This is a genomic window from Klebsiella sp. JN_Kp127 (assembly GCF_040062505.1).
In the GTDB taxonomy this organism is placed as follows: domain Bacteria; phylum Pseudomonadota; class Gammaproteobacteria; order Enterobacterales; family Enterobacteriaceae; genus Klebsiella; species Klebsiella quasipneumoniae.
The window spans coordinates 1-19,867 of record NZ_JBEAHS010000054.1 but is presented as its reverse complement, the minus strand read 5'-3'; the positions used below and the strand labels follow the sequence as shown (position 1 = coordinate 19,867).

Here is a 19,867-nt window from a genome sequence, read left to right as displayed (position 1 = left end):
GGTCCGTGCCATTGTGAGCTTAAGAGCTCTATCTTGTACCCATGGTTACTGAAACTGTCCGTTACCCGGGCTACCAAACCGCACAGTGCTGTAGCCCCGGTAAGCGGTAGCGCCACCGGGGATTTTGAGGCCACCAGTTTGTAGCCCGGATTAGCGTAGCGCCATCCGGGAACATTATTAAATCCAGGCCGGGCGAGGCGTAAGCCGCCGCCCGGCATATGCTCAGAGCCTCCACTCCGTTCCTTCGACGCCATTCACCAGCAGTTTGCGTTTATCTCCCGCCGGTAATGACAGCTTCAGCGCTTTCCACGCCGGGCGATAATTGCCGCGGGCGTTGACCTTCAGGTTGATAGTGCTGCTGTCGCACGCCATTTCCCACTCCAGCCACAGCGCATCGCCCTGTTTATAGCCCCAGCTTTCGCCGTCATCCTCAAACAGCAGACCCGAAGAGGTTCCGACGCCTTTCAGCGGGAACAGCTGCAGTTCGCGGCGATCGTCCTGTTGCGCAGCAACATGGCGGATGCGCTCGCTGAGCGGCAGTCCGGCCCCGGCGCGCACCAGCAGCGGCAGCGTTTCCAGCGGCGCGTCGAGGGTGACCCACTGGCCGCCGGCGAACCACTGGTGGCTGTAGAAATCGTACCATCCGGCCTGATTATCCGGCAGCCACACCTCACGCTGGCGGGCGCCAGGCTCGACCACGCTGGCCACCAGCAGATCGCGGCCCAGCAGGAAGTCATCGCATTCGGCGAAGGTCTGCGCGTCGTGCTGATGATCGAGGAAGGTCGGGCGCAGCATCGGCTCGTCGTCAGCATGCGCCTGCCACAGCAGGGTGTACAGATAGGGCAGCAGGCGGTAGCGCAGCTCAATAGCGGAACGAATGGCCGGGGTGACGGCCGGATACATCCAGGCTTCGTTGACCGTCTGGTCGTCATTCCACGAATGAATAGTAAAGCGCGGGTGCATCACGCCGTTTTGTACCCAGCGCACGAACAGCTCCGGCTCAGGTTTATCGCCGGAGAAACCGCCGACGTCGTGGCCGACGTTAAACAGCCCGGAAAGGCTCATGCCCAGCCCCATGCGGATGTTATAGCGCAGCGTATCCCAGTTGGTGCGGTTATCGCCGCTCCAGGTCTGGACGTAGCGCTGCATCCCGGCGCAGCCGGAGCGGGAGATGAGATACGGGCGCTTTTGCGGCGCAAAGCGCTGCTGGGCCTCCATCGAGGCGCGCATCATCAGCAGCGGCATCACCGGGCGAATATGCTTGATGGCGATTTCGCGGCCAAAGCCGTAGCAGCGCGCTTCGCCGTCCCACACCTCATACTCGTTATTATCGTTCCAGGTCGAATCAATGCCCATCTCCAGCAGCTGGCTGGTGACCCCTTCCTGCCACCAGGCCACGGTTTGCGGATTGGTAAAGTCGAGATGCGATCCTTCATCGTCCCAGAAGCTGGAGCGCTCCGGAGCGTCGGTTTGCGAATCGCGCACGAAGAGACCGCGCTCCGCCACCTCGCCATAGCGCGGATGGTCCTGCAGCAGGCAGGGTTTGATATTGGCGGCCAGCTTCAGCCCGGCGTCGTGGAACGACTGACTCATCACTTTCGGCTGCGGCACCTTGTCGTGGTTCCAGTTAAAGACGTAGCGCTTGCCGTTAATCGAGGTATAGCCGGAAGAGAGCTGGAACGAATCGCACGGAATAGCGTGCTCATCGCACAGGCGGATGAAGTTCATCAGCTGATTTTGCGCATCCGGCGCGTCGGTATAGTGCATGGTCGAGCCGCTGTAGCCGAGGCTCCATTTGGGCCCGAACAGGGTTTTACCGGTCAGACGGACGAAGGCTTTGGTCACATCCAGCACCTGTTTACCGGTGAACAGGTAGTAATCGATATCGCCGGCTTCCGCCTGCCAGCGGCGATAGGCGGTATGATAGTTGTCGATTTCGTTACCCAAATCCAGCCAGCAGCTGCTCAGGTTGTCGTAAAACAGGCCATAGCTAACGTCGCTGCGTTGCGTGATGGTGAACGGAATATGTTTATACAGCGGGTCGGTGCTGGCGGCGTTGTAGCCCATGGCATCAAGGTTGCGCATTTCATAACGCTTACCGGTGCGCTGCAGGTCGCCGGCCTTTTCGCCCAGGCCATAGAAACGCTCGTCTTTGCGGCGGCTCAGATAGTGGGCGACGCCGTCGCCGTGGGCATTGGCCAGATAGGCGCTGGTGGGGCGGTCGTTGGCAAGCTGCTGCCATTCCCCGGCATCGTCGCGATAGCTCCACTCCAGCCACAGCGGCTGATGGACGGTGACGCGCAGCTGGCGGGTGGCGATGGTCAGCGTATCGCCCTCCTGGGTCAGCTGCCAGGCCGGGAGACTAAAACCGCTGAGGTCATCCCGGGCGCGGCCTTCCCACGGCACATCCTGCTGCGGAGCGATGCTCCAGGTGCGATCCAGCGCCAGCTGGCCCTGGCGTTTCAGCAGCACGCGGAATAGATTCTCTTCCAGTACGTACAGGCACAGGGTGTGCTGGCCATCGACCGTCAGTTCAACGTGATGCTCCAGCTGTTGATGCAAACTCCAGTGTTTCAACGTCTTCATATCTTACATCCACTATCAGGCGCGCTTGGCGCGACGTTCAGCAATAAATGCCACCAGGAAAACGGCGCCAATCAGGTCAAAGAAACCCATGGCGATGAACAGCGGGTTGAAGCCAATTTTGTCGGCGGTCACCCCGATTAATAACGAGAACAGGAAGCTGGCGATCCACGCCGCGGATCCGCGCATACCGTTCACCGTCGCCATTTGTCCCTTGTCGAACGACTCCACCACCAGCGCGCTGAGCATGCAGGAGATGATCTGATGCCCGAAGCCGCCAATGGAGATCAGGACGATGGTGATATAGGGATCGCGGGTGATAGCGACGAGGGCCAGGGAGATCATCAGAAACGCGCCGGTCACCGAGCTGGCGATCACCGAGTTGACTCGCGTACAGCCGAACCAGCGAACGTACAGGCGGGTGAGGTAGCCGCTGACCACGCTGCCGAGGTCGGCGGCAAGGAACGGCAGCCAGGCGAACATGGCAATCTGCTTGAGATCCATGCCGTGCTCTTTGGCCAGGTACAGCGGTACCCAGAAGCTCAGCACCGCCCAGGCGGGCTCGGCCATAAACGCGGGAATGGCGATCCCGTAGAAACGTTTATTCTTCGAGACGGTTTTGAGTGCGGTAAAGAAGGGCTGTTTCACCGGCGGCGCTTCGTTATCCTGCTTGATGTACTCGAGCTCGCTTTTGCTGAGATTGGGGTGCTTTTCCGGGTTCTGATAGAAGGCCCACCACAGTACCACCCACAGCAGGGCCAGCGCGCCGGTAAACATAAACGCCCCCTGCCAGCCGAAGGAGGCATGGGCGAAGTAGATGATCGGCGGGGCGAGCATGGCGCCGATGGAGAACCCGACGCCAGCCCAGCCGGCGGCGATTGGCCGTTCAGACTTCGGGAACCACTCGCCGATGGTCTTGGCGTTGGCCGGGGTGGCGGCCGCCTCGGCCCCGCCCATAAAGAAGCGCAATATAGCCAGGTGCAGCCAGCTGCCGGCCCCGGCGTGGGCGATGCAGGCCAGCGCCCATAGGGTGGCGCAGATCATAAACCCGAGCTTCAGGCCGATGACGTCGATAAGCCAGCCACAGAGCGGTTGGAAAATCGTGTAAGCCAACTGAAACGCGCCGACGATCCAGGAATATTGTTCGGTGGTGATTCCGAGCGTCGCTTTCAGTTCCGGGGCGATAATCCCCAGCGAGTTGCGTGTGATGTAGTTGACGGTGACGCCAAGTAAAAACAGGACCAGCACCCACCAGCGCAGGTTTTTTACCACCCGGCGCGTTTTGCTGACCGCGATATCATTGTTGAGGCCTTGACTCATAGCACACTCCACATGACGTTAGTAGGGGGAAAGTGACGTTCTCAATCCGTGAGCGGTCACGTAGTGTTGTTAACTATTTGAATAGTCTATTTTTTTATCTAAACACCATTGGTATAACTAGTATGGGAGATGTTGGACCAATTCAGGCTAAGGGAGAAAAAACGTCGGGCAAAGCGCTATTTATGCAAGTTTTTTCATGAAATGACCGGGATCTCAAATTTTGCGCTGTCATTTGCTTACAGGTAGCGCTTTGGCGATTATGAAAATTCTTTCATTTTCCAATCGGAGCTGGATCACAAAATGGATAAAAAGCTGCGCGTCGCCGAAATCGCCGCCCGCACCGGGCTGTCGGCCAGTACCGTTTCGCGCGTCCTGGCCGGGAAGGCGAATACCAGCGACAAGGCGCGCCGGGCGGTGCTGGAGTGCGCCCGCGAGCTGGGGGTCATGCAGGGACTGGCCGCCGGACGTCTGTTGCTCAATAATCTACTGGTGTTTGCCCCACAGCGCGCCTTCGATGAGCGGTCGGATATCTTCTACTACCGGGTGATCCAGAGCATCAATAACGCGCTGGCGGCGCATGAAGTGCGCCTGCGCTACTGCGCGCTGGACGAGAACGACAGCGACGCCAATCTGTTTCTTGCCCGCATGAACGAAGCGGAGACCCAGGCCGCGGTGCTGCTGGGGATCGACGATCCGCATATTCATGGCCTGGCGGCGGACCTGGGCAAACCCTGCGTATTGATCAACTGTCGGGATGAAGGGATGCGGCTGCCGTCCATTGCCCCCGATCATCGTCTGATTGGCCTGTGCGCCGCCCGCTATCTGTTTGATATGGGGCATCGCGTGGTGATGAACGTCATGTGCCTGCGCCGCTATACCATGGAGCTGCGGCTGGGGGGGATCCAGGAGGCGTGGCGCGCGCGCAATTTGCGCTTTACCGCCAGCCGGGATCTCATCAGCGTCGCCAACTTTAGCGCCAGAGAGACCGAAGAGCAGGTGGGGGCCTGGCTTGATGGTTTACAGGGCAGGCCGTTGCCCACCGCCTTCCTGGTGGGCGGCGATTTTATGGCCGCCGGCACGGTCAGCGCATTGCAAAAGCGCGGCCTGCGGGTGCCGCAGGATGTCTCGGTGATGAGCATCGACGGGTTTAATCTGGCGGCGATCCAGGAGGTGCCGCTGACCGCGGTGCATGTGCCGCGGGATGAGCTGGGCAGCGAGGCGGTGCACCTCCTGCAGCAGCGCCTGCTGCGCCCGGAGGCGCCGCACGGTTCGCTGCTGCTGCACGGCACGCTGGTGGTGCGCGATTCGGTACGGCGGATCCGGCCGGGCAAAGGCCATACCGTCGTGGAGCCGCAGGGGCTGTATGACGATTAAACCGCGATACCCAGCGCCCGTTTGCCGTGGATGTTCAGATCCTCCAGGGTGAAGCGCCCCTGCCAGCTGGCCTCATAGTCCTCGCGCGGGAAATCACCCGGCGAGGCCCCTTTTTCCAGAGCGATTTTCACTTTCTGCGCGTAGGCGAGGTTCTTCTCGCACATCGGCGCCGCCGGAATGTACATCACATTGCCCCAGCCCTGCTGATTTTCCACCGGCGCCACCGAGTGAATGACGTCGCAGTGCCACCAGACGGAATCGCCAGCGTTCAGCGCCGGGATCGAACTGAGGGCTTTGATCAGCAGCGGGTGCCACTGCTCAGAGATCGGCAGCACTCTGCCCGGCGCGACGCCGCACAGCTCATCCTCTGGCACATCGTCAAGCAGCGGGCGCAGCAGCACATAGGCTATCGCCTCGGGGATCGGCACCACGTGCAGCAGTCCCTGACCCGGGATCATATCCGACAGCGCGGTCCAGCCCTGGAAAGTGCGGAACACCGAGCACTTGGTGGTGTTGTCGACCGTGTACTCTTCCACTTCAGTACGGTGCGCGGCGTCCCACGGATCGTAAGCGTCGACATGACCGTTAAAGACGTTGGCGAAGACCTGCTGGTAGGCGGGGAGTAGCCAGCGCTCCAGCGCACCGGAATCGGTATGCGCGCCCAGCCCTTTCGAGGTGGTTCCCGGCGGACGGCGGCGAATGCGGTCGGGGTAAATGACGCTGACGTCCGGATCGAACCAGCGCTTGCCGTCCTGCTCAAAGCGCCACAGGCGGTTAAGGAAGGACTGCGCCGCCGCCATTTCATCGCTCTGGCGGGCCTGCATTTGCGAGGGCGACCAGTAGATGGGATAGATTTCCGGCCGCGAAGCCTCAAGCGTACCGAAGAAGCTGTCGCCTGGCCCTTTGTAGACCTCGTCGAAATGGTTCAGATCCAGATATTCCAGCATCGCGGTATCCCAGGCCAGCGCCTGTTCGCGCGGAAAGTGGCCTTTGATCACCGCGCAGCCCCGGCGCTTAATGGCCGCGCGCTGGGCATCGCTCACGGTTCCCTCGGCGATATCGCGGAACGGAATGGTTGGCCAGACCTCCTGGCCTGCGGCTTTCAGCGTCTCAATCTCCTGCAGGCGCTCGCTGATGCGCGCTGAGAGCTTATCGAACACCGTCTGGACGTCGCCGATTTGCGCCCGCAGCGCCTGCTTCATCTGGCGAATCGCCGCTTTGTGGTCGGCGGGGAGTGTTTCGTGGGTCGGGAGAGCAGCCATAATAACCTCGCTGTATCTTTCATTCGAAAGTATTAAATCTTACAAACGTTAATTTAAGTTAAAATGGAGTTAATGCAAGTTTAAAATCTTGCTGCGGCGCACAAAATGGACAAGCCGGGGCGCGCAGCCCCGGAGAGCGGTCAGGCGTTGAAGGGAGCGCGGTTATCGAGGACGGCCTGAATGACGTTCAGCGCGCCGTCATGATTATTATCGTCGGTCGCGTATCCGGCGATAGCTTTGATGCTGTCGGCGGCGTTACCCATGGCGAAAGCGTATTTCACCAGCTTCAGCATTTCGGCGTCGTTGCCGCTGTCGCCGATGGCCACGCACTGCTGCGGCGACAGGTTCCAGCGCTTGAGCAGGCGGCTGATGCCGTTGGCTTTATGCAGACCGGGAATAATCAAATCGACAAAGCCAAAGCCGCTGGTGACCGGCTTCATAATGCCGTCGAGCGAGATGTGCAGTTTATCGATCAGCTGCGGGATCTCGCTGTCCGGCAGGTTCAGAGAGAATTTGAACAGCGTATCGTCGATGGCGTGATAGTCGCTTACCCGCTGCAGACGGTGGTAGTGCTTTGACATCAGGTCGACGAAGGCGTCCGGGGCGTTATCGCTCACGTAGGCGCTGTGCAGGCCGCAGGCGACGAAGTTCAGCTGCGGATCTTTGAGTAATTCGCCAATCACCACCTGCGATTCGTGGCGGGTCAGTTCGCCGTGGAACAGCTGCTTACCATGCTCAAAGACCAGCGCGCCGTTTTCGGCGACGAACGAGATCTGCTCGCGGATCTCCGGGAAGAAGGAGATCAACTGATAGTACTGGTTGCCGCTGGCGACAACGAATTCAATGCCGCGCTGCTGCAGCTGGGCGAATTGCGCCAGAAACCGCGAGCGGTCGTAGGTTTTGGCGTCATTGAGAAAAGTTCCGTCCATATCGGTGACGATAACTTTAACGGTCATAAGGGGATGCTCCTGGCTTAACTTCGACCAGTAACATTCTAATTACAATGTGATGGGGAGCACAAATTTATTTCGAATGAAAGTTCACGCATTCAGAAAATGCCGGGAGGCGGCCTTGCCTTTCCCGGCCAGCAGGACAGGGGAGGCCCGCTAAGCGTCGCGCCAGCGGGCCTGAAGGGCTACAGCGTATGCTCGGTACGGGCGATAATATCGTCCTGGGTATCCGGCGACAGAGCGGTAAAGAACGCCGAGTACCCGGCGACGCGCACCACCAAATCGCGATACTGATCAGGATGTTTCTTCGCCTCCAGCAGCGTGTCGCGCGAGACAATGTTGTACTGGATATGCCAGCCTTTATGCACCTCGAAGAAGGTGCGCAGCAGCACCATCAGCTTCTGCTTGTCGGACGCGTTTTCCAGGGTGGACGGATTCAGCTTCTGGTTTAGCAGCACGCCGCCGAGGATCGCCCCGGTGGGCAGTTTACCTACCGAACTGATGACCGCCGTCGGCCCCAGATGGTCGGTTCCGGAGGCCGGGCTGGCCCCTTCCGCCAGCGGAGTGTGCGCTTTACGGCCATCCGGCGTCGCCATGGTCTGCGCGCCGAACGGAACGTTGGCGGAGATAGAGGACGTGCCGGCGTAATAGTTGCCGCCGATCGGGCCGCGGCCATAGCGCGGGTTGTGATACTGCTTCAGCTCGTCGATATAGGTCTGGTAGGCCCGCGCCAGCAACGCGTCCACGCTGTCATCATCGTTACCGTACTTCGGCGCGCCGTTGATCAACCGCTGACGCAGCTGCTCGTGGGTCAGGCCGTCAAAATCTTCCGCCAGCGCCTTCGCCAGTTCCTGCTGGCCGATAACGCCCTGATCGAAGACCAGCTTTTTCACCGCCGCCAGGCTGTTGCCGAGGTTGGCGATGCCCACCTGCAGGCCGGACACCCAGTCATACTTTGCGCCGCCCTGCTTAATGCTCTTCGCCCGTTCGATGCAGTCGTCCACCAGCGCCGAACAGAGAATATCGTGGACGTTCTCTTCCAGCATAGTATCGACCACATACTCAATCTCAATCGACTTACGGGTGTAGTAGCGGATCTGGCGGTCCCAGTCGGCCAGCACCTCGTCGAAGTTAGTGAAGTTGCCTTTCGACAGGGCGTGCTCCTGCGGCAGGAACACCTGGCCGCTGGTGGCATCGCGGCCGCCTTCCAGCGTCGCCAGCATCACCCGCGCGAAGTTGATAAAGCTCATGCCGGTGCAGCGATAACCCCATTTGCCGCCGACCGCGGTTTCGATGCAGCCGATGGCCGCATAATCGTAGGCATCCTGCGGCTCGATTCCCAGCTTGATAAATTCCGGGATCACGATCTCGTCGTTATTAAACGCCGGCATGCCGAAGCCGCAGCGGATCACCTGGACACAGGCGTCGAGGAAGTCGTTGCTCATTCCGGCGTGGTAGCGCACGCTGAGGTTCGGCTGGGTCGAGCGCAGACGACCGCAGGATTCCAGAATGGCGTACGACAGCGGGTTGACCGCGTCCTGCGGCTGGCCGCCCACCAGGTTCTGGCCGCCGATGGTGACGTTCTGGTACAGCGGGCTGCCGGCCGAGGCCTTGGAGTGCGAGCCAGAGCGGATCTTGTTGACCTCCAGCAGCTTCAGCCAGCAGCTGTGCAGCAGCTCAATGGCCTGTTCGCGATCCAACGATTGCTGCAGCTCAACGTCGCGGCGGTAGTACGGATAGAGGTACTGGTCCATGCGGCCAAAGGAGACCGAGTGGCCATTGGATTCAATCTGCAGGATCAGCTGAATGAAGTAGCACAGCTGCAGCGCCTGCCAGAAGGTCTTCGGCGGCTCATGGGCGATGATGTCGCAGTTTTCGGCAATCGCCAGCAGCTCATCGCGGCGTGCGTCACGGGATTCTGCCGTCGCCATCTCGCGCGCCAGCGCGGCAAAGCGTTTGCTGTGGTCGCTGACCGCCGCCAGCACAATATCAATCGCTTTCAGGAACTGTTCGCCGTGCAGGTCTTCCAGCACCGTCAGGTTGATGCGCGACCGGCGTTCGGCGACTTTCGCGCGCATGCCGTCCAGTCCTTTCTCCAGCAGCAGCGGGTAGTTGACCGCCAGGTGAGCGTCGCCGGAGGTCATGTTGCCCTCGGCCTTAATAATGCCGGTGGCGAGGAGCGCTTTCTGCTCATCGGTAAACATGCCGTAGCAGCGGTCCTGCACGGTCTGGCCGCGCCACCACGGGCACACTTCGTGCAGTATGCGCTTGTTCTCTTCGCTGACCGCGAAGCCGGCGCCGGGGCGGTCGGCGAGATCGTCGATCTCTTTCTCGATCCAGCTGACGGTGTATTCCGGGAAGATCGGCGCGGCGCGCACTTCGCTGGCCTGGTTGCCGACGATCAGCTCATCGTGCTTGATCCAGATGGTGCGCTCGGCCAGGTGGTGAGCGAGGGCCAGGGCGCGGCGCACCGGGATCGGCTTATCAAGATGCTGCTGATACATCTCGGTATAGTGTCGGGCGCGTTCGGTACAGACCGGCGGCTTGACGATATGCACCAGCGCCATTTTATGGGCCTGGATACGGGCGCTGAGGGTGTTGAGTTTCAGGGTAGTCATAGGGGTTATCCTCGTAAGATCGCCGTTAGCCCCTTGCTCCGCGCATAATCCTGCGCAAAGGCGAGCAGCTCGGGAGCATCCAGCGGTTTGTCCGGTGCGGTGTAGGGCTGACTGAGTAACTGGTATTTATTCATTCCCAGCGTGTGGTAGGGCAGGAAATGGATTTCGCTGACCCGCAGGCGGTCGGCGGCAAAATCAGTGATGGCGGTAATGTCGGCTTCGCTGGCGTTGAATCCCTGGATTAACGGCACGCGAATAATGATGTTTTTCCCCGCCTGCGCCAGGCGCTGCAGGTTGTCCAGCACCCGGCGGGCGCTGCCGTCGGTCCACTGCCGGAAAACGGCCTCGTCGACGTGCTTCAGGTCGGCGAGAAACAGGTCGATGAAGGGTAAAGCCGGCTCAATGTATTTCCACGGTACGTGCAGGCAGGTTTCCACAGCGGTATGGATACCCGCCTGATGGCTGGCCTCCAACAGCGCCTGCGCCAGGGCCGGGTTCATAAAGGGTTCGCCGCCGGAAAGGGTGATGCCGCCGCCGCTGCGATCGTAAAAGGGTTTGTCGCGCAGCACCGTCGCCATGATCTCCTCGACGCTCTTCTCCTCGCCGCACACCGTGAGCGCGGTGGTGGGGCAGCAGTCGCGCAGCGCGGCGATATGGCTGTCGTTAACGTGTTGCCGGTGAATGATCAGACCCTCGAGGGTGCGGGTGATAACCGCCGGCGCCGCCTGCTGGCACAGCTCGCAGCCGGCCAGGCACAGGCGCGGGTCATACAGCAGGTCTTCGCTGCGGGCGCGGCTCTCCGGGTTCTGGCACCAGCGGCAGCCCAGCGAGCAGCCTTTCAGGAAGACGACGGTGCGGATCCCTGGGCCGTCATGGGTGGAATAGCGCTGGATATTGAAGATCATGGCTTACCCTCTTGTTTGCGTATGAATATAAAAACACTTTCGAATGAAAGTTATATTGACGCAAATCAACAAGCGGGATGGCGATAATCGCCAGGGGATAGAACAACGGCAGAGGTCACAACTTCACCGGCGACGACCCTCGCCGGCGGCTGAACGTTAGCGGGTACCGCATACCTCGCACTGCGGGTGGCGCATCAGCTTCATTTCACGAAACTGGCAGGTCATGGCGTCGTACATCACGATTTTCCCGCTGGCGGACGTGCCGTAGCCGGTCAACAGCTTAATGGCCTCCATCGCCTGCAGGGAACCGATAGTGCCCACCAGCGGGGCCATCACGCCGGCTTCGACGCAGGTGAGGGCGTTTTCGCCAAACAGGCGGCTCAGGCAGCGGTAGCAGGGTTCGCCCTCCTGATACGTGAAGACGCTGATCTGCCCCTCCATACGGATCGCCGCCCCGGAAACCAGCGGGGTTTGGTGGCGGAAGCAGCCGGCGTTGAGCTGGTTACGAATGGCGACGTTGTCGGTGCAGTCGAGCACCAGATCGTGCCCGGCAATCTGCCCCGCCAGCGCCGCTTCGTCCAGTAAGGCATTGAGCGGCACCAGATGAACGTGCGGATTAATGCGCGCCAGCGCCTCGCGGGCGGAGTCCACCTTCGGCTGGCCGATGGCGGCGTCGCTGTGCAGCGTCTGGCGCTGCAGATTAGAGAGCGAGACGGTGTCGAAATCGAGCAGGGTGAGCTGTCCCACCCCGGCGGCGGCCAGATACTGCGCGGCGGCGCAGCCAAGTCCGCCGAGGCCGACCACCAGCACGCGAGCGGCCTTTAGCCGCTCCTGGCCGTCAAAATCAAAACCGCGCAAAACAATCTGCCGGTTATAGCGCAGCATCTCTTCATCGCTCAGCTCCACGGCCATTAAAGCCCCCCAAACAGATGGCTGAACGGTTCGACGTCGACCCATTCGCCCGCTTCAACGTGGCCGCGCTCGCGCTCCAGCACGATAAAGCAGTTGCCGAGGCTGAAAGAGCTGAAAATGTGCGAGCCCTGATGACCGGTGGTGGTCACCACCAGCTCGCCGTCCGGGTTGCGCTGCAGAATACCGCGCTGAAAATCGAGGCGGCCCGGGGACTTTTTCAGCCGCGCGGCGGCCCGCACCCGCAGGCGGGTCGCCTGAAGCGGACCGTGCTTACCGGAGAGCTTCGCCAGCAGCGGCTGTACCAGCTGACAGAAGGTGACGGTGGCGGAAACCGGGTTGCCCGGCAGGCCGCAGAACCAGCTGCTGCTGAGCTTGCCGAAGGCGAAGGGTTTGCCCGGCTTGATCGCCAGCTTCCAGAAGCCGATCTCCCCCAGCTCTTCAAGAATGGTTTTGGTGTAGTCGGCTTCGCCCACCGAGACGCCACCGGAGCTGATGACCACGTCGGCCTGCTGGTCGGCGGCGATAAAGGCCTCACGCAGTTGCGTCGGATCGTCAGGAATAATGCCGAGGTTAATGACCTCGCAGCCCAGCTGTTCGAGCATCAGATGCACCGCCAGGCGGTTGGTATCGTAAATCTGGCCGTCGCCGAGCGGTTGACCCGGCAGCTGCAGCTCATCGCCGGTCGAGAAGACCGCGACGCGAACCTTGCGCACCACCTCGACGTCGGCAATGCCCAGCGAGGCCAGCACCGGCAGCTCGGCTACCGTCAGCGGCGTACCCGCCGGGAAGACCACCGCGCCGTGGGCGATATCTTCCCCGCGGCGGCGAATATGCTGCCCGGCTTTCACCGGCGCGGTAAAGCGCACGCCGACGTCGGTCTGTTCGGTCTCTTCCTGCATGACCACCGCGTCGCAGCCCGCAGGCACCGGCGCGCCGGTCATGATGCGGATACAGGTGCCGGTGGGCCAGGCGTCGTGAAACGGCTGGCCGGCAAAGGCCTTCCCGGCGACCGGCAGGGCCGCGCCGTCGTTGAGGTCGCTCAACCGGACGGCATAGCCATCCATCGCCGCGTTATCAAAGCCGGGGACATCCAGCGGGGAGATAATGTCATGGGCGGTGACGCGCGCGAAGGCCTGCAACAGCGGTACAGTTTCCGTCGCGCTCAGCGGCGTAATACGATCGAGCATCTGGGTGAGGGCTGTGTCGAGCGGCATCAGTCCGGCGGTAAAATCCATGGGTCACTCCTGCGGGCAAAACGGCGAAAACGCCTATTATGGCAGAAAAGCGGCGCGGGCTGTATGCCACCTGGGTACGAGGCTTTACATCGACCGCCGCTCTTTCTATATTCAAAAATTGTATAAGGCATTCAGCAATATAATGATATCAATACCCTTATTCCTGACGTGACCGGCGCCGCGACGCGGTACGACAGGGCGGGGGCTATCCACTTCATCGTTAAGGACTGGCGAAATGGGCAAGGCGGTTATAGCAATTCACGGCGGCGCAGGGGCGATTTCTCGCGCGCAGATGACGCCGGAGCGGGAGCGGGAGTACGTGGCGGCGCTGTCGGCTATCGTCGAAAGCGGGCAGAAAATGTTGGCTGCAGGCGCCAGTGCGCTGGATGCCGTGACCGAGGCCGTCCGTCTGCTGGAGGAGTGTCCGCTGTTTAACGCCGGGATGGGCTCGGTATTTACCCACGATCAAACCCACGAGCTGGACGCCTGCGTGATGGACGGCTACAGCCTGCAGGCGGGGGCGGTGGCCGGGGTCAAACATCTACGTAATCCGGTGCTGGCGGCGCGTCTGGTGCTGGAGGAGAGCCCGCACGTGCTGCTGATCGGCGAGGGGGCGGAAAATTTCGCCTTCTCCCACGGAATGGCGCGCGTCGATAACGATCTCTTTTCCACCCCCGAGCGTCTGCTGCAGCTGCAGGAGGCGAAAGCGGGCGGGGAGATCATCCTTGACCATCACGCCGCTCCGCTCGACGAACGGCAGAAAATGGGCACCGTCGGGGCGGTGGCGCTCGATCTGGCCGGCAATCTGGCGGCGGCGACCTCCACCGGCGGCATGACCAACAAACTGCCCGGACGCGTCGGCGACAGCCCGCTGCCGGGCGCGGGGTGCTACGCCAACAACGCCAGCGTGGCGGTCTCCTGCACCGGCACCGGCGAAGTCTTTATGCGTACCCTGGCGGCCTACGATATCGCCGCCCTGATGGAGTACGGTCAGCTCAGTCTCTATTCCGCCTGCGAGCGGGTGGTGATGGAGAAGCTGCCGGCCCTCGGCGGCAGCGGCGGGCTGATTGCCGTCGATCGCGAAGGCAACGTCGTTTTACCGTTTAACAGCGAAGGCATGTACCGCGCCTGGTGCTATGCCGGCGATACGCCGACCATTGGCATTTATCGCGAATAGAACAAGGGAGAGGAGAGTGCCGCAAACTCACGAAACGGATACCTGCGAAGTACTGGTGGTGCGCAACCTGAACGTGGCGTTCCGCCAGCAGGATGCGCCAGAGGTGCAGGCCGTGCGTCAGCTTTCCTTCAGCCTGCGCCGCGGCGAGACGCTGGCGATTGTCGGGGAGTCCGGTTCGGGAAAATCGGTCACCGCGCTGGCGCTGATGCGTCTGCTTGACGCCGCCAGCAGCGAGGTGAGCAGCGAGGGGCTGTGGCTGCGACGGCGCAACCGGCAGGTGATCGCGCTCAATGAGCAATCGGAGGCCGAAATGCGCCGGGTACGCGGCGCGGATCTGGCGATGATTTTTCAGGAGCCGATGACCTCGCTGAACCCGGTATTCACCATCGGCGAGCAGATCGCCGAATCCCTGCGCCTGCACCAGGGGCTGGGGCGCGAAGAGGCGCTGCGCGCGGCGAAAAAGATGCTCGACCAGGTGCGTATTCCCCAGGCGGAAGAGATGCTCTCACGCTATCCGCACCAGCTCTCCGGCGGCATGCGCCAGCGGGTGATGATCGCCATGGCGCTCTCCTGTCGGCCGGCGGTGCTGATTGCCGACGAGCCGACCACGGCGCTGGATGTCACCATTCAGGCGCAAATTTTGCAACTTATCGCCGTCCTGCAAAAGGAGATGGCGATGGGGGTGATCTTTATCACCCACGACATGGGGGTGGTGGCCGATATCGCCGATCGGGTGCTGGTCATGTATCGCGGCGAGGCGGTGGAGACCGGCAGCGTCGAGGAGATTTTCCGTTCCCCGCAGCATCCTTATACGCAGTCGCTGTTGGCGGCGGTCCCCCGGCTGGGGGAGATGCGCGGTCAGGATCTGCCGCGCCGCTTTCCGCTACCGGGGCAGCCGCTGGCGGAGACAGACACGCCAGACACGGTGGTGGCGGGGGAGCCTATTCTGCAGGTGCGCGATCTGGTGGCCCGTTTCCCGGTGCGCGGCGGACTGCTCAATCGCGTGACGCGCGAAGTGCATGCGGTGGAGAAGGTGAGTTTTGATCTCTGGCCGGGAGAGACCCTGTCGCTGGTGGGCGAGTCCGGCTGCGGCAAGTCGACTACCGGCCGGGCGCTGCTGAGGCTGGTTGAGACCCAGGGGGGCACCATTACCTTCGATGGTCAGCGGATCGATACCCTCTTCGGCAGCAAGCTGCAGTCCCTGCGGCGCAATATTCAGTTTATTTTTCAGGACCCTTACGCCTCGCTCGATCCGCGCCAGACGGTCGGCGATTCGATTATGGAGCCGCTGCGGGTGCATGGCCTGCTGGACAGGGAGGCGGCGCGCGAGCGGGTCGCCTGGCTGCTAAAGCGCGTGGGGCTGCAGCCGGAGCATGCCTGGCGCTACCCCCACGCCTTTTCCGGCGGGCAGCGGCAGCGGATCTGCATTGCCCGCGCGCTGGCGCTTAATCCGAAGGTGGTGATTGCCGATGAGTCGGTGTCGGCCCTGGATGTCTCCATTCGGGCGCAGATTATCAATCTGATGCTCGACCTGCAGCGCGAAATGGGCATCGCGTTTCTGTTTATTTCCCATGATATGGCGGTGGTGGAGCGCATCAGCCACCGCGTGGCGGTGATGTATCGCGGCCGGATTGTCGAAATCGGCCCGCGCCGCGCGGTGTTTGAAAACCCGCAGCACCCCTATACCCGTAAGCTCATGGCCGCCGTACCGGTGGCCGACCCGGCCTACCGTCATCCGCAACGGGTCCTGCTGTCAGATGACGTTCCGGGCAATATTTATAAGCGGGGCGAGGAGATCGCCAGCCCGCCATTGCAGCAGGTTGGGCCGAACCACTTCGTCGCCCGCGACGCCGCCGATGTGCTGGGCAGAGCATAACAACACTAACGCACCTTTTCAGGAGAACACGATGACACAACCTGTTTCACGCAAATGGTGGCTGGCGCTGAGTATCGCGGCGGCCCTGGCGAGCGCCCCCGCTTTTGCCGCCAAAGATGTGGTGGTGGCGGTCGGGTCTAACTTCACGACGCTCGACCCCTATGATGCCAACGATACCCTGTCGCAGGCGGTGGCGAAGTCCTTTTATCAAGGCCTGTTCGGCCTTGATAAAGAGATGAAGCTGCAAAATGTCCTTGCCGAGAGCTACACCGTGTCGCCGGATGGCCTGGTGTACACCATCAAGCTGCACAGCGGGGTGAAATTCCAGGATGGCACCGACTTTAACGCCGAGGCGGTGAAGGCAAACCTCGACCGCGCCAGCAACCCGGAAAACCATCTCAAGCGCTATAACCTGTATAAAAACATCGCCAGCACCGAGGCGGTCGATCCGACCACGGTGAAAATTACCCTCAAGCAGCCGTTCTCGGCGTTTATTAATATTCTCGCCCATCCGGCGACGGCGATGATTTCGCCGGCGGCGCTGAAAAAATATGGCAAAGATATCGGCTTCCACCCGGTGGGCACCGGGCCGTATAAGCTCGATACCTGGAACCAGACCGACTTCGTGAAGGTCAGCAAGTTCGATGGCTACTGGCAGCCGGGACTGCCGAAGCTGGATTCCATTACCTGGCGACCGGTGGTCGATAACAATACCCGGGCGGCGATGCTGCAGACCGGCGAGGCGCAGTTCGCCTTCCCGATCCCCTATGAGCAGGCGCCGCTGCTGGCAAAAAACAGCAAACTGGAGCTGGTGGCCAGTCCGTCGATCATGCAGCGTTATATCAGCATGAACGTGACGCAGAAGCCGTTCGATAATCCGAAGGTGCGCGAAGCGATCAACTACGCCATCAACCGCCAGGCGCTGGTCAAGGTGGCGTTTGCTGGCTATGCCACCCCGGCGACCGGCGTGGTGCCGCCGTCGATTGCCTACGCCCAGAGCTACCCCGCGTGGCCTTACGATCCGGCGAAAGCGCGCCAGCTGCTGAAAGAGGCCGGCTACCCCAACGGGTTTAGCACGACGCTGTGGTCGTCACATAACCACAGCACCGCGCAGAAAGTGCTGCAGTTTACCCAGCAGCAGCTGGCGCAGGTGGGCATTAAGGCGCAGGTGACGGCGATGGACGCCGGTCAGCGGGCGGCGGAAGTGGAAGGTAAAGGGCAGAAAGAGAGCGGGGTACGGATGTTCTATACCGGCTGGTCAGCCTCCACTGGCGAAGCCGACTGGGCGCTGTCGCCGCTGTTTGCTTCCCAAAACTGGCCGCCGACCCTGTTCAACACCGCCTTTTACAGCAACCCGCAGGTGGATAGCGCGCTGAGCGAGGCGCTGAAAACCACCGATCCGCAAGAGAAAACCAAACTCTATAAAGCGGCGCAGGATATTATCTGGAAAGAGTCGCCGTGGGTGCCGCTGGTGGTGGAGAAACTGGTCTCTGCCCACAGCAAGAATCTCACCGGCTTCTATATCCAGCCGGACACCGGCTTCAGCTTCGAACAGGCAGATTTAACACCGTGAAGGTCGAGATGATGCCCTCCGGCACGGGTGGGAGGGGGGCGGTTTTTCCGCGGGGCGGGTGGTGGAGGTACGATGCTCAACTATGTGATTAAGCGCCTGCTGGGGCTGATCCCCACCCTGCTAATCGTCGCGGTGCTGGTGTTTCTCTTCGTCCATATGCTGCCCGGCGATCCGGCGCGGCTGATTGCCGGACCGGAAGCCGACGCCCAGGTGGTGGCGATGGTGCGCCAGCAGCTGGGGCTTGACCAGCCGCTGCATGTCCAGTTTTGGCACTACATCACCAACGTGCTGCGCGGCGATTTTGGCATGTCCATGGCCTCGCGGCGTCCCGTTGCCAGTGAGATAGCCAGCCGCTTTATGCCCACCCTGTGGCTGACGCTGGCCAGCATGAGCTGGGCGGTGCTGTTTGGCATGGCGGCGGGGATCGCGGCGGCGGTGTGGCGCAATCGCTGGCCTGACCGTCTGGGAATGGCGCTGGCGGTGAGCGGCATTTCGTTTCCGGCCTTTGCCCTCGGCATGCTGCTGATGCAGGTGTTTTCGGTTGAGCTGGGCTGGTTGCCGACGGTGGGCGCCGACAGCTGGCGGCACTATATTTTGCCTTCGCTGACCCTTGGCGCGGCGGTGGCGGCGGTGATGGCGCGCTTTACCCGCGCGTCGTTCGTCGATGTGCTGCATGAAGACTATATGCGTACCGCCCGGGCGAAAGGGGTGAGCGAAACGCGGGTGGTGCTCAAGCATGGTCTGCGCAATGCGATGATCCCGGTCGTCACCATGATGGGGCTGCAGTTCGGCTTTCTGCTCGGCGGCTCGATCGTCGTGGAGAAGGTCTTCAACTGGCCGGGGCTGGGGCGACTGCTGGTCGATTCGGTAGAAATGCGCGATTACCCGGTGATTCAGGCGGAAGTGCTGCTCTTTTCGCTGGAGTTTATTCTTATCAATTTAGTGGTGGATGTGCTGTACGCGGCCATAAACCCGGCTATCAGGTATAAGTAAGGTGCGATTGCTTAACTGGAGAAGGCAGGCGGCGCTGAACGCCATGCCGGGCATCAGGCCCGGTGAGATCCATACCCCCTGGCATGAGTTCTGGCGGCGCTTTCGGCGTCAGCCGGTGGCCATGGGCGCCGGTATTTTTGTGCTGTTGCTGATTGCGGTGGCCATCGTCGCCCCATGGATAGCGCCGTACGATGCGGAAAATTATTTCGACTATGACCGGCTTAACGAGGGGCCTTCGCTGGTGCACTGGTTCGGCGTCGACTCGCTGGGGCGCGATATTTTCAGCCGGGTGCTGGTGGGCGCGCAGATCTCGCTGGCCGCCGGGGTGCTGGCGGTGCTGATTGGCGCGGCCATCGGTACGGTGCTTGGGCTGCTGGCCGGCTACTATGAGGGCTGGTGGGACCGGCTGATTATGCGTCTGTGCGATGTGCTGTTCGCCTTTCCGGGGATCCTGCTGGCGATCGCGGTGGTCGCCGTCATGGGCAGCGGGATGGCCAACGTGATTATCGCCGTGGCGATCTTCTCGATCCCGGCGTTCGCCCGGCTGGTGCGCGGCAACACCCTGGTATTAAAGCAGCAGACCTTTATTGAATCGGCGCGCAGCATTGGCGCCAGCGATGCCACCATCCTCTTCCACCACATCCTGCCGGGGACGGTGTCGTCAATCGTGGTTTATTTCACCATGCGCATTGGGGTATCGATTATTTCGGCGGCCAGTCTGTCGTTTCTCGGTCTCGGCGCGCAGCCGCCCACGCCGGAGTGGGGGGCCATGCTCAACGAGGCGCGGGCGGATATGGTGATGTCTCCGCACGTGGCGCTGTTTCCGGCGGTGGCGATTTTCTTGACCGTGCTGGCGTTTAATCTGCTGGGAGATGGCCTGCGCGATGCGCTGGATCCGAAGTTAAAGGGGTAGGGGACGTCGGGGGACGGTCTGGCGCACGACGGGGGGATAAGCTGCATCGGTTGCCACTTTCTCATCCGGGAAAAGCGTTTATCACGTGTGGCGTCAGCGCATATTGCGCTCCCGGTTAATTTTCTGCGTTATGTCAATCATGGCGCAGGGAGCGCACAGGGGGCGGCCAGTCGCCG

The 19,867-nt window shown here is 61.5% G+C and carries 14 protein-coding genes; 6 read left to right on the top strand and 8 right to left on the bottom strand.

Features of this window, described 5'->3' with window-relative positions:
- Positions 1 to 222: 222 nt before the first annotated feature.
- Together ABLV04_RS24155 and ABLV04_RS24150 are read right to left on the bottom strand one after the other, a co-directional pair.
- Positions 223 to 2,586, bottom strand: a complete 2,364-nt coding sequence (locus tag ABLV04_RS24155; protein ID WP_180266394.1) for a glycoside hydrolase family 31 protein — start codon at positions 2,584 to 2,586, stop codon at positions 223 to 225.
- A 15-nt stretch (positions 2,587 to 2,601) separates the two neighbouring features.
- Complete coding sequence (locus ABLV04_RS24150; RefSeq protein ID WP_004886240.1) at positions 2,602 to 3,903, bottom strand: MFS transporter; 1,302 nt, start codon at positions 3,901 to 3,903, stop codon at positions 2,602 to 2,604.
- A gap of 300 nt (positions 3,904 to 4,203) precedes the next feature.
- On the opposite strand from ABLV04_RS24150, the gene ABLV04_RS24145 reads away from it, so the two are divergent.
- Positions 4,204 to 5,277 (top strand): LacI family DNA-binding transcriptional regulator, encoded by a 1,074-nt coding sequence (locus tag ABLV04_RS24145; protein ID WP_180266395.1) that lies wholly within the window; start codon positions 4,204 to 4,206, stop codon positions 5,275 to 5,277.
- Here ABLV04_RS24145 and ABLV04_RS24140 read toward each other — a convergent pair.
- The 6 genes from ABLV04_RS24140 to moeA form a co-directional block, all read right to left on the bottom strand.
- The gene (locus ABLV04_RS24140; protein ID WP_348816256.1) at positions 5,274 to 6,539 is read right to left on the bottom strand and encodes a DUF1479 domain-containing protein; all 1,266 of its coding nucleotides are present in this window, start codon (positions 6,537 to 6,539) and stop codon (positions 5,274 to 5,276) included. The genes ABLV04_RS24145 and ABLV04_RS24140 overlap by 4 nt on opposite strands.
- A gap of 140 nt (positions 6,540 to 6,679) precedes the next feature.
- Positions 6,680 to 7,495 (bottom strand): Cof-type HAD-IIB family hydrolase, encoded by an 816-nt coding sequence (locus ABLV04_RS24135; protein WP_102006346.1) that lies wholly within the window; start codon positions 7,493 to 7,495, stop codon positions 6,680 to 6,682.
- Positions 7,496 to 7,674: 179 nt separating this feature from the next.
- Positions 7,675 to 10,107: a formate C-acetyltransferase/glycerol dehydratase family glycyl radical enzyme gene (locus ABLV04_RS24130; RefSeq protein ID WP_180266397.1), complete on the bottom strand. Its 2,433-nt coding sequence runs from the start codon at positions 10,105 to 10,107 to the stop codon at positions 7,675 to 7,677.
- 5 nt (positions 10,108 to 10,112) lie between these two features.
- Positions 10,113 to 11,012 (bottom strand): glycyl-radical enzyme activating protein, encoded by a 900-nt coding sequence (locus ABLV04_RS24125; protein WP_032455231.1) that lies wholly within the window; start codon positions 11,010 to 11,012, stop codon positions 10,113 to 10,115.
- Between the two features lie 156 nt (positions 11,013 to 11,168).
- A complete protein-coding gene (moeB, locus tag ABLV04_RS24120; protein WP_110238047.1) occupies positions 11,169 to 11,924 on the bottom strand; it encodes a molybdopterin-synthase adenylyltransferase MoeB in 756 nt (251 codons plus the stop codon).
- Positions 11,924 to 13,159, bottom strand: coding sequence for a molybdopterin molybdotransferase MoeA (gene moeA, locus ABLV04_RS24115; protein ID WP_050532939.1), 1,236 nt, complete (start codon positions 13,157 to 13,159; stop codon positions 11,924 to 11,926). Before moeA ends, moeB begins: the two co-directional genes overlap by 1 nt.
- 235 nt (positions 13,160 to 13,394) lie before the next feature.
- Here moeA and iaaA point away from each other — a divergent pair, with 235 nt between their 5' ends.
- From iaaA to gsiD, 5 genes are all read left to right on the top strand, one after another.
- Complete coding sequence (iaaA, locus tag ABLV04_RS24110) at positions 13,395 to 14,336, top strand: beta-aspartyl-peptidase (RefSeq protein WP_023288966.1); 942 nt, start codon at positions 13,395 to 13,397, stop codon at positions 14,334 to 14,336.
- 16 nt (positions 14,337 to 14,352) lie between these two features.
- The gene (gsiA, locus tag ABLV04_RS24105; RefSeq protein WP_180266398.1) at positions 14,353 to 16,212 is read left to right on the top strand and encodes a glutathione ABC transporter ATP-binding protein GsiA; all 1,860 of its coding nucleotides are present in this window, start codon (positions 14,353 to 14,355) and stop codon (positions 16,210 to 16,212) included.
- Between the two features lie 31 nt (positions 16,213 to 16,243).
- Complete coding sequence (gsiB, locus tag ABLV04_RS24100) at positions 16,244 to 17,785, top strand: glutathione ABC transporter substrate-binding protein GsiB (RefSeq protein ID WP_023288968.1); 1,542 nt, start codon at positions 16,244 to 16,246, stop codon at positions 17,783 to 17,785.
- Positions 17,786 to 17,857: 72 nt separating this feature from the next.
- Positions 17,858 to 18,778, top strand: coding sequence for a glutathione ABC transporter permease GsiC (gsiC, locus tag ABLV04_RS24095; protein WP_004886274.1), 921 nt, complete (start codon positions 17,858 to 17,860; stop codon positions 18,776 to 18,778).
- A gap of 1 nt (position 18,779) precedes the next feature.
- Complete coding sequence (gene gsiD, locus ABLV04_RS24090) at positions 18,780 to 19,691, top strand: glutathione ABC transporter permease GsiD (protein WP_023288969.1); 912 nt, start codon at positions 18,780 to 18,782, stop codon at positions 19,689 to 19,691.
- Positions 19,692 to 19,867 lie beyond the last annotated feature (176 nt).

What these genes read in the sequence shown, in the direction of transcription:
- ABLV04_RS24155 (WP_180266394.1), bottom strand. Translation starts at nt 2,586, where the DNA reads ATGAAGACGTTGAAACACTGGAGTTTGCATCAACAGCTGGAGCATCAC.
- ABLV04_RS24150 (WP_004886240.1), bottom strand. Translation starts at nt 3,903, where the DNA reads ATGAGTCAAGGCCTCAACAATGATATCGCGGTCAGCAAAACGCGCCGG.
- ABLV04_RS24145 (WP_180266395.1), top strand. Translation starts at nt 4,204, where the DNA reads ATGGATAAAAAGCTGCGCGTCGCCGAAATCGCCGCCCGCACCGGGCTG.
- ABLV04_RS24140 (WP_348816256.1), bottom strand. Translation starts at nt 6,539, where the DNA reads ATGGCTGCTCTCCCGACCCACGAAACACTCCCCGCCGACCACAAAGCG.
- ABLV04_RS24135 (WP_102006346.1), bottom strand. Translation starts at nt 7,495, where the DNA reads ATGACCGTTAAAGTTATCGTCACCGATATGGACGGAACTTTTCTCAAT.
- ABLV04_RS24130 (WP_180266397.1), bottom strand. Translation starts at nt 10,107, where the DNA reads ATGACTACCCTGAAACTCAACACCCTCAGCGCCCGTATCCAGGCCCAT.
- ABLV04_RS24125 (WP_032455231.1), bottom strand. Translation starts at nt 11,012, where the DNA reads ATGATCTTCAATATCCAGCGCTATTCCACCCATGACGGCCCAGGGATC.
- moeB (WP_110238047.1), bottom strand. Translation starts at nt 11,924, where the DNA reads ATGGCCGTGGAGCTGAGCGATGAAGAGATGCTGCGCTATAACCGGCAG.
- moeA (WP_050532939.1), bottom strand. Translation starts at nt 13,159, where the DNA reads ATGGATTTTACCGCCGGACTGATGCCGCTCGACACAGCCCTCACCCAG.
- iaaA (WP_023288966.1), top strand. Translation starts at nt 13,395, where the DNA reads ATGGGCAAGGCGGTTATAGCAATTCACGGCGGCGCAGGGGCGATTTCT.
- gsiB (WP_023288968.1), top strand. Translation starts at nt 16,244, where the DNA reads ATGACACAACCTGTTTCACGCAAATGGTGGCTGGCGCTGAGTATCGCG.
- gsiC (WP_004886274.1), top strand. Translation starts at nt 17,858, where the DNA reads ATGCTCAACTATGTGATTAAGCGCCTGCTGGGGCTGATCCCCACCCTG.